This is a genomic window from Trichothermofontia sp., from assembly GCF_053493415.1.
The window spans coordinates 1-8,313 of the sequence record NZ_JBRCAD010000144.1 but is presented as its reverse complement, the minus strand read 5'-3'; the positions used below and the strand labels follow the sequence as shown (position 1 = coordinate 8,313).

Below are 8,313 nucleotides of genomic sequence, written 5' to 3'. Positions count from 1 at the left end.
GGCGCTGAGCCGGGCGGCGAGGAGTTCCGCTTCAGCTTTGACGACATCGGCGACATCGGCGATATAGCGTGAATACCTAATAGCTCACCAGGGATAAACCGGAGTTGGGTCAGACCAGTTAAAGACCCTGATCTATCGATCATCAAACACCCTGATAATCAAACACCATCGCACTTTCCCTCTGCGATCGCGTAAAGTTGGCGTAAAAAGATCCCCCTGCGTCAATATTTTTTTGTGAAATCTCCAATCCTGGTTTTGTGAAATCTCCGACCCTTGCCCCAGAATCAGCCCTTTCGGTGGGTGGTCTAACCGCCTACATTCAATCCCTGCTAGAAGAGGATCCCCACCTGCGCCAGGTGTGGGTTACCGGGGAAGTGTCGAGCGCGAAGCCGCATCAGCGGGGAATCTTTTTCACGTTGCAAGATCCGGAAACCCAGGCCAGCATCCAAGCGGTGATCTGGAGCAGCCAACTCCCCCGCCTCTCAACCCTACCCGTGGTGGGTGAACAAATTATTGCCCTCGGTCAAGTGCGGCTCTATCCCCAACGGGGCCAATATCAACTCACCATCTGGCAGGTGTTGCCCGCTGGGGAGGGGTTGCTGGCTCTGCGATATCAACAATTACGCCAACGCTTGGCAGCCGAAGGGTTATTTGACCCGGAGCGCAAACGGCCCTTACCCCCGCACCCCCAAACGATCGCGGTGGTGACCTCTCCCCAAGCGGCGGCCTGGGGTGATATTCAACGCACCCTGGGGCATCGCTATCCAGGGTTGCGGGTGCTGCTTTCCCCAGCCCTGGTTCAGGGGGACCAGGCCCCGGCGACGATCGTGGCGGCGATCGCACGGGTGATCGCGGACGGACGGGCGGAGTTGATTATCCTCAGCCGGGGTGGGGGGGCCAGCGAGGATCTGGCCTGTTTCAATGATGAACGGGTGGTGCGGGCGATCGCTACCTGTCCCCTGCCTATCGTGGCCGGGATTGGCCACCAGCGGGATGAATCCCTCGCCGATCTGGCAGCGGATGTCTGCGCCCACACCCCAACGGCAGCCGCAGAACAGGCCGTGCCCCGTTGGCTCGACCTCTGGACCGCACACCAGCAGCAACGCCAACACCTCCAACAAGCCCTACAGTCAGCCTGTCAGGGGGAAGAAAACCGGCTCCACCAGCTACAGATCCGGCTCCAACGGCTGCAACTCGATCGCACCCTCCAGCAACACCAACAGGTAACCCGCTGGCTACGGCAACGCTTGGAACACACAACCCAGCACCAGCTTCAGCAGGCCACCCACCAGTGTCATCGGCTGCAAGAGCAACTAAAAACCCTCGATCCGCAAGCTGTTTTGGCACGGGGCTATGCGGTTGTCCGCCAGGAGACGGGGGATATTGTACGCACGACCCAAGCGCTCGTCCCTGAGCAAACGGTGGTCGTGCAATTAGCAACGGGGCAATTTCGGGCGATCGTGACGGAGATCCTGCCTGAAAATAACTAGCGCCGCCAAGGGTCCGCCAAGGGCGAGGGCCGCGTCGGGCTGAAGATGATTGCCCTTGACCTGCCCAGTCCGTTCGCGCCGCTCCCGCCGAGAAACGGATGAGTCTTGATCCCCCAGTGCGGCTGGCAATGGGGTCTGGCAAACGGGATTGGGTGAGCGCCTTCGGCGCGACCTACAACCGCGATCACCAGCGAGAATCTCAACAGACGATCACACACCACTGCCGCCAGCAGGGACGGATACGGCTTAGCATAGAGAGAAGCCGACCGTGAGCCAAACCCAACCGTTTGGCGACGCGGTTTGACCAGTATGATGGTTGATTTAAATTGTAAACCCTTAGTGGAGATGACCTAAAACTATGACCCAGGATGCAGACGTTCATCCGCGCCAAGCGACCAAACGGGTTGAAGTGTCGGTTTACTTAGACTCAGAACTCGTCGATCAGGTCAAGCACCTCACCAATGATCCTAGCCGAGTCATTGAGCTAGCCGTGCGCCAATGGTTGCGAGGGGAAACCCGCCGGGACGACGAATTGACCCGGACCCTAGCCCCCACTCCCGTTCCCCCCCGAGGTGAATGGAACGACTAAGATTAGAGGAGGAACTGGCCGTCAAGACGATAATTTGCTGCCACGGTACTATATTGCTTAGAGAACTGGGTAATCAGGGAGTTCGGTAATTTAGGGCGCTAAAGAGTAGTCCGAAATAATTGAGTGGCATAATCCGGTGGATACCCAAGTTAGTCAAAAACGATTGACCCAAATTACTAGCAATATTCGCCGTACCCTCGATCGGCAAACGATCTGGCGGAAGACGGTTGAGGGGATTGGCAGTGCCTTGGCCGTCGATGTGTGTTTATTTTGCGCCTACCCCGCCACCAGCGTGGAGGGCGATTGGCGCTTGACACCCTGGGTTGAGGTTGTTGCTGAATACCAGCAAGCCCAGACAACCCATCTGATCGGGACCAAACTCCCCTGGCTGGAGTATCCCTGTCTGCCGCAGGCGATTACCACCCTGAAACCGGTGGTGGTTGAACAGGGACGGCTGCCAGACGCTAGACCCACGACACTCCTCGTGACCGCCACCTACCACCAAGCCCAACCCAATGGCCTCATTCTGTTAGCGCGTCAGTTGCCCAATATCCCACCTCCGGATGGGCTGACAACGCGATCGGGAACAACGATGCTCCCCTCCTGGCATCCCTATGAAATTGAATTTCTCCAGGAATTGGCCGAACAGGTGGGAACCGCGATCGCCCATGCCACCCTCTTTGCCGAAAGCCAAGCCCTAGCCTCAGAGCTACAACGGGTCAACTCGGACTTAATGCGGCAACATCAAGCCCTCGAAGAAGCCCGCCGTCAAGCCGAAGAAGCCCGCATTCAGGCGGAAAATCTCTCGCGCCTGAAGAGTGAATTTTTGGCCAATACTTCCCACGAATTGCGGACACCCCTGAATGGCATGATTGGCTTTCTCAAGCTCGTTCTTGATGGGATGGCGGACGATCCAGAAGAACAGGAACAATTTGTTCAAGAAGCCTATAATTCTGCCCTACATTTGCTAAATGTGATTAACGACATTTTAGATATTGCCAAAATTGAAGCGGGCAAAATGCAGTTAGATTTAGGCCCTGTCAAACTGGAAGAGTTATTTAAGGACGTTGATAATAAAACCCGTTTGCAAGCGGAACAGAAGCATTTGAATTACGAAATTTCGCTGCCAGCTACTCGTGACGAAGTTATCCTGCTGGGTAATTATCAACGGTTGTTTCAGGTTATGCTGAATTTAGTCGGTAATGCGATTAAGTTTACCCCGGAAGGGGACGTAAAAATTGATGCGGAAATTGTTAGAAAGAAGGTAACTATTCAAGATCAGGAGTTACCGGGCTATGTCAAAGTGCGGGTTGCGGATACGGGGATTGGCGTGTCCCTAGATCAGCAAGATAAGCTCTTTCAAACCTTTAGCCAGGTAGATAGTTCCCGCACGCGCCAGTATGGGGGGACGGGGTTGGGGTTGGCAATTTCGCAAAAGCTAGTCGAGGCAATGGGAGGCGTCGTCAACTTCTATAGTATGGGCGAAGGGTTGGGTTCGACGGTCACGTTTACAGTGCCCCTCTACCAGGAACCCGTGATCGCGATCGGTGAAGCCATGAAACCGGTCGAAAGTTCAACCAAACCCTAGTAGCTCGAACAGTAAGTTCTGCAACGTTCGTAGTGCTGGCTTTAGCCGGCAACGACTAAAGTCGTTACTACCAACGTTGCGAAACTTTATGTTTACTGTACTAGGGTACCCGGCTACAGACGATCCCACTCCCGCCCGGCTTAAAACTTAATGCCCAGTTGACCATTGACGCCTCGGACAGAATGGTAGCCTGCTCCCATGAACCAGTTACCCTGGGGCCGCACTTGCACGCCAGCGGAATAGGCAAACGGTTCATCCCCTGAATACAGCCCCACGCCCGCATAGGGAGAGAGCATCGGTAAACTGACAAACTTCAAGACATCTGCCCCGGCGGCCCCCTGCTCCGTGCCCCCCATCTCGACTCCTAAATCCATCCACCGGGCACCGACGGCGTAACTGGCTGTGTTGTCCTTGACCCCAACGGCTCCCCAGCCCTGGGGTAGCATTTGGCTCTGGGCTGGTGGCAGGGGGACGATCGCCGTTGCAACTATCCCCCCGACCAGAAGAACCCTTTTGAATCGCAAATGGGTCAACATCATGCTCTCCTCACATCCGGTTTAATGGGATGACTTCAATGCTGGCAGGGTCGGCATTGCGCGTTCTTGACGGTCTTTGCGATCCTTTGCCTAATAAGTGTTGGCTAGAAGCCGCAGCGACAGTTCTCAACATCACTGGCTTGCCAACTGCTCTTCCCACAATCGCTCTTCCCACAATCGCTCTTCCCACGATCATTCTCTTGCCCATCCATGACGCCCGGTCCATCCCCAAAGTTCCGATCGCCCCAAGGTTGGATGGGCATCGTAACCTGGGCGAGGGGATGCCCTGGGATGGACACGGGTTAGGGCATCGTGGCCGGATCGCGGGGAGGAACCCCTGACGGCGATCGCCAGTTGTCCGTGGGGGTAGTATCCTGCGGCCATCCTGCGGCTCGACGGCAAGATACCCCTGAAGGCGATCGAGGGAGCACGGTAGAATAGCACTAGTGTCTTTGTTACATCGCTTAAGGTAAGAACAGGTATGGCTACGATGGCGCTGACTCCCGAAAATGTGGAGCAAGTCTTGGATGAACTGCGTCCCTATCTCATGTCAGATGGGGGCAACGTTGAGCTAGTAGATATTGAAGGACCCGTGGTCAAACTGCGGCTACAAGGAGCCTGTGGGTCTTGCCCCAGTTCCACCATGACGCTCCGGATGGGCATTGAGCGGCGACTGCGGGAATTTATCCCGGAGATTGTGGAAGTCGAACAGGTCATATAACCCCCAGATTGACCGATTTAAGGCTGAGCCGGGATCTGCCCCGTCAATCCCGATCGCGGTTGGTAGTGAGGCCGCGATCGGTTTGGCCCTAGGCTCGCTTGGCTAGGACCTGCGGGGACTATTGCGCCGTTAACAGTACGGCCTGGATATTCATTTGCTGCAATTGCTGCTGGAGCGATCGTGCCTGGTTGATCTCATGCGCTCGGAATAACCCGGCCTGCCACACTACCTGTCCGTTGTAGATCACCCGAAAAGCGTCGGGGGCCAGCGATCGCACCACATTCTGAGCCTGGGCCGTATCCGCATAGGCAACCAACCGATAGGCAAATCCCGCTGCGGTCACGGGACTCGATGGCGAACTAACGGGGGGGGAACTCACGGGCGGACGACTGGGGAGGCTAGCGGCAGGCGGGGGAGTCATCACCGGTCTGGGCGCTGCGGTCACCGACGGGGAGGCTGTAGCCAAGGGCGGCACCCCACCGGGGGTTGGTGCAACGCGTACCGTGGGCAGGTTGGCTGCTACCAGGGGAACAGCCTCAGAGGCAGCCTGGACAGGCGTTGGGGTAGGTGGGATCGGCTGCGTGATCGTGGGGGTTGCGGAGGGCTGGGAATTCGCTAGGGCCATTTGTTGGGGGGTAACTGGGCCGCCAATGCCCGTACTGAGGGCACTAGGGATGCCCGGCGCGATCGGCCCTGATTCGGGCGGCGGCACCGGAATGATAATCGGCTGATCGGTCTCTGCCAAGGGTACGGCGGGCGGCACAGTAGCGTCTGCGGCGGTTCCTGGTTGCGTGGGGGCAGCCCCCGATCGGGCAGCACGGATCGCGGCCCTAGCCGCCAGAATCTCTTGTAGAGCAGACGGAGCGGTTGTGCTTGAGGCCACGGGTGCAGTTGAGGTCACAGGTGTTAGCGCTAGTTCAGCCGGCGGGGCCATTCCCACGGGAGCAGGGACGATCGTCCCGCCATTGGCTGGCAGGAGGACCGGAACCGTGGGTGCAACCGTCGGAGCAGGGACGACTGCTAGAGGGGCAGGGGTTGGGGGCAGTACTGGCGCAGTCACCAAAGGGACGGGGGGCGAGAGTTGGGCAACATCCTGAAGACTTTGATCGCGGGTGAGGTAGATGTGGCCCAAGACCTTACCCTCAAACGCCCGCTTGGTAAACCGCCAACCCGGATTGAGCACTAGTTGCACAAAGCCGGCATGGACTCCGTGGGCACGGCCAATTTCCAGTTCCGGCGCGCCTTTCCCCCGAAAGGATGTGGCGATGAGCACCAGATCATTATCCCGCTGTTGAACCCGCAGGCTATATTGCAACCCATAATCCACCCCACCTAGCCGCACAGAATAGCCGTTACTATCAGTGCTACGGCTACAAATACCGGTGAAGTCAAACTGGAGCAGCAAGGGATCAACGATCGCGGGTTGGCTGCCCGCTACCTGCCAACAGGGCCGGGTATCGGCCACCTGCTCCAAAATTAACAATTGGTAACCCTGCCCGCTACCCACGGGAGCTGCGATCGCAATCAGCTTACTTTGATCCACCTCCTGCTGCTCAAACGTCGCCGCGACTGCCGACGGCGCGAGACTACCCAGGATACCGCTTAGGAGTAACGAAGCGGCCACAGAGGAAACCGGAGAAACACAAGATGTACTGTTCATCGCACGAAGGAAGCAGCAACAGCAGGATAAGCAAGAGCAAGTTAGAGCGCCGGGAATACGAACGATCGTCCACAATCGCACACTAATTCCCCCGGCAGGATCTCAGGATCGCCCGAAGAATCGTAAGGATCGCCAAGGAATCTTCAAGGACAAGCCCCCTCCCCATGAGGCAGGCGTTATCGCGAACCATTGTTCGATCGCTCGATGGCCAATCGTTACCCGAAAGGATACAGCAGTTTCCGATTCTGTCGAGTCTCTGGCCCTCGATCTGGGCAAAAAATAACCGTAAGCGTCCCGGAAACCAGATAATAAAGAAATAAGAAGAAATCCGTCTGTCGATTAACACTTATTGGTAACCCTGTCTGGAAACATGGCTCAATCCCTCACCACCGCTGCGGTCTTAGAAGTCCTACGCCCCGTCCAGGACCCGGAATTGCGGAAAAGCCTCGTCGAACTCAATATGATTCGCAACGTCGCGATCGATGAAGCTGGGCGCGTCAACTTTACCCTTGTCCTCACCACCCCTGCGTGCCCCCTGCGCGAGTTCATTGTGGAGGAATGCCAACAAGCCGTCCAGACTTTACCGGGTGTGACAACGGTGGATGTTGCCGTCACCGCAGAGACCCCCCAACAGAAAGCCCTGCCCGATCGCCAGGGGATTGAGGGGGTCAAAAATATTGTGGCTGTCTCCAGTGGTAAGGGAGGTGTCGGCAAGAGTACCGTTGCCGTGAATATTGCCGTGGCCCTAGCCCAAACCGGGGCGAAGGTCGGCCTGCTGGATGCCGACATCTATGGCCCGAATGCCCCCACCATGCTGGGGTTAGAGCAGGCGAAAGTCATGGTCCAACAGGGAGCACAGGGTGAAGTGTTGGAACCCTCCTTTAATCATGGGGTGCAACTGGTTTCAATGGGCTTCCTGATTGATAAGGACCAACCCGTGATCTGGCGTGGCCCCATGTTGAATGGCATTATTCGCCAGTTTCTGTACCAGGTCGCCTGGGGGGCTTTGGATTACCTGATTGTTGACCTGCCTCCGGGCACTGGGGATGCCCAGCTAACCCTGGTCCAGGCAGTCCCGATGGCCGGGGCCGTGATCGTGACTACGCCCCAGGATGTGGCCCTGCTGGATGCCCGCAAGGGTTTGAAAATGTTCCAACAGATGGGGGTGCCGGTCCTGGGCATTGTCGAAAACATGAGCTACTTTATCCCGCCCGATCAACCCGATAAGCAATATGACATTTTTGGTTCGGGTGGCGGCGAGAAGACAGCGAAGGAATTGCAAGTGCCCTTGTTGGGCTGTGTGCCGCTGGAAATTTCCCTGCGTCAGGGGGGCGATCGCGGGGTTCCCATTGTCGTTGGGGAACCGGATTCCGCCTCGGCCAAGGCATTGGTGGCGATCGCCCAACAGGTGGCGGCGAAGGTGTCGATCGCGGCCCTCACGTGAGCATAGAGAATGGAGGAGAGAGGAGAGAGGAGAGAGAAGAGAGGGGCCAGCAGCCAGTCCTTATCTAATTGTTCTTTCTTCTGGCCTCATCGCTTTTTCCTCTCTTCTCAGCACTCTTTCTTCTGGCCTCATCGCTCTTTCCTCTATTCTCAGTACTCTTTCTTCTGGCCTCATCGCTCTTTCCTCTCTTCTCAGCACTCTTTCTTCTGGCCTCATCGCTCTTTCCTCTATTCTCTTTCCTCTATTCTCTTTCCTCTATTCTCTATTCTCAGCACTCTCTCCTCT

9 protein-coding genes are annotated in these 8,313 nt (G+C 56.9%); 6 read left to right on the top strand and 3 right to left on the bottom strand.

All coding sequences use genetic code 11. The features are described 5' to 3' along the window. Nucleotides 1–257: 257 nt before the first annotated feature. From xseA to ACWIUF_RS12465, 4 genes are all read left to right on the top strand, one after another. Nucleotides 258–1,490, top strand: coding sequence for an exodeoxyribonuclease VII large subunit (xseA, locus tag ACWIUF_RS12480; RefSeq protein ID WP_448572731.1), 1,233 nt, complete (start codon nt 258–260; stop codon nt 1,488–1,490). A 98-nt stretch (nt 1,491–1,588) separates the two neighbouring features. Beyond that, on the top strand, nt 1,589–1,762 hold the full coding sequence (locus ACWIUF_RS12475) for a hypothetical protein (RefSeq protein WP_448572730.1): 174 nt from the start codon (nt 1,589–1,591) through the stop codon (nt 1,760–1,762). Nucleotides 1,763–1,848: 86 nt separating this feature from the next. Continuing rightward, nucleotides 1,849–2,079: a hypothetical protein gene (locus tag ACWIUF_RS12470; protein ID WP_448572729.1), complete on the top strand. Its 231-nt coding sequence runs from the start codon at nt 1,849–1,851 to the stop codon at nt 2,077–2,079. A 136-nt stretch (nt 2,080–2,215) separates the two neighbouring features. After that, nucleotides 2,216–3,667 carry a sensor histidine kinase gene (locus ACWIUF_RS12465; protein WP_448572728.1) on the top strand — a complete coding sequence of 484 codons (1,452 nt, stop codon included), beginning with the start codon at nt 2,216–2,218 and terminating at the stop codon, nt 3,665–3,667. 140 nt (nt 3,668–3,807) lie between these two features. Here ACWIUF_RS12465 and ACWIUF_RS12460 read toward each other — a convergent pair whose 3' ends face one another. Beyond that, nucleotides 3,808–4,206 carry a hypothetical protein gene (locus tag ACWIUF_RS12460; protein ID WP_448572727.1) on the bottom strand — a complete coding sequence of 133 codons (399 nt, stop codon included), beginning with the start codon at nt 4,204–4,206 and terminating at the stop codon, nt 3,808–3,810. Nucleotides 4,207–4,684: 478 nt separating this feature from the next. On the opposite strand from ACWIUF_RS12460, the gene ACWIUF_RS12455 reads away from it, so the two are divergent. Further along, on the top strand, nt 4,685–4,924 hold the full coding sequence (locus ACWIUF_RS12455; RefSeq protein ID WP_448572725.1) for a NifU family protein: 240 nt from the start codon (nt 4,685–4,687) through the stop codon (nt 4,922–4,924). A gap of 118 nt (nt 4,925–5,042) precedes the next feature. On the opposite strand, the gene ACWIUF_RS12450 is transcribed toward ACWIUF_RS12455, so the two are convergent. After that, a complete protein-coding gene (locus ACWIUF_RS12450; RefSeq protein ID WP_448572724.1) occupies nt 5,043–6,584 on the bottom strand; it encodes a DUF3747 domain-containing protein in 1,542 nt (513 codons plus the stop codon). Between the two features lie 370 nt (nt 6,585–6,954). On the opposite strand from ACWIUF_RS12450, the gene ACWIUF_RS12445 reads away from it, so the two are divergent. Continuing rightward, entirely contained in the window at nt 6,955–8,028 is a 1,074-nt protein-coding gene (locus ACWIUF_RS12445) for an Mrp/NBP35 family ATP-binding protein (RefSeq protein WP_448572723.1), read from the top strand. Between the two features lie 60 nt (nt 8,029–8,088). Here ACWIUF_RS12445 and ACWIUF_RS12440 read toward each other — a convergent pair whose 3' ends face one another. After that, complete coding sequence (locus ACWIUF_RS12440; protein WP_448572722.1) at nt 8,089–8,244, bottom strand: hypothetical protein; 156 nt, start codon at nt 8,242–8,244, stop codon at nt 8,089–8,091. Nucleotides 8,245–8,313: the final 69 nt, after the last annotated feature.

Coding starts and splice junctions, on each gene's coding strand:
- ACWIUF_RS12475 (WP_448572730.1), top strand. CDS start 1,589: ATGAGTCTTGATCCCCCAGTGCGGCTGGCAATGGGGTCTGGCAAACGG.
- ACWIUF_RS12470 (WP_448572729.1), top strand. CDS start 1,849: ATGACCCAGGATGCAGACGTTCATCCGCGCCAAGCGACCAAACGGGTT.
- ACWIUF_RS12460 (WP_448572727.1), bottom strand. CDS start 4,206: ATGATGTTGACCCATTTGCGATTCAAAAGGGTTCTTCTGGTCGGGGGG.
- ACWIUF_RS12455 (WP_448572725.1), top strand. CDS start 4,685: ATGGCTACGATGGCGCTGACTCCCGAAAATGTGGAGCAAGTCTTGGAT.
- ACWIUF_RS12450 (WP_448572724.1), bottom strand. CDS start 6,584: ATGAACAGTACATCTTGTGTTTCTCCGGTTTCCTCTGTGGCCGCTTCG.
- ACWIUF_RS12445 (WP_448572723.1), top strand. CDS start 6,955: ATGGCTCAATCCCTCACCACCGCTGCGGTCTTAGAAGTCCTACGCCCC.
- ACWIUF_RS12440 (WP_448572722.1), bottom strand. CDS start 8,244: ATGAGGCCAGAAGAAAGAGTGCTGAGAAGAGAGGAAAGAGCGATGAGG.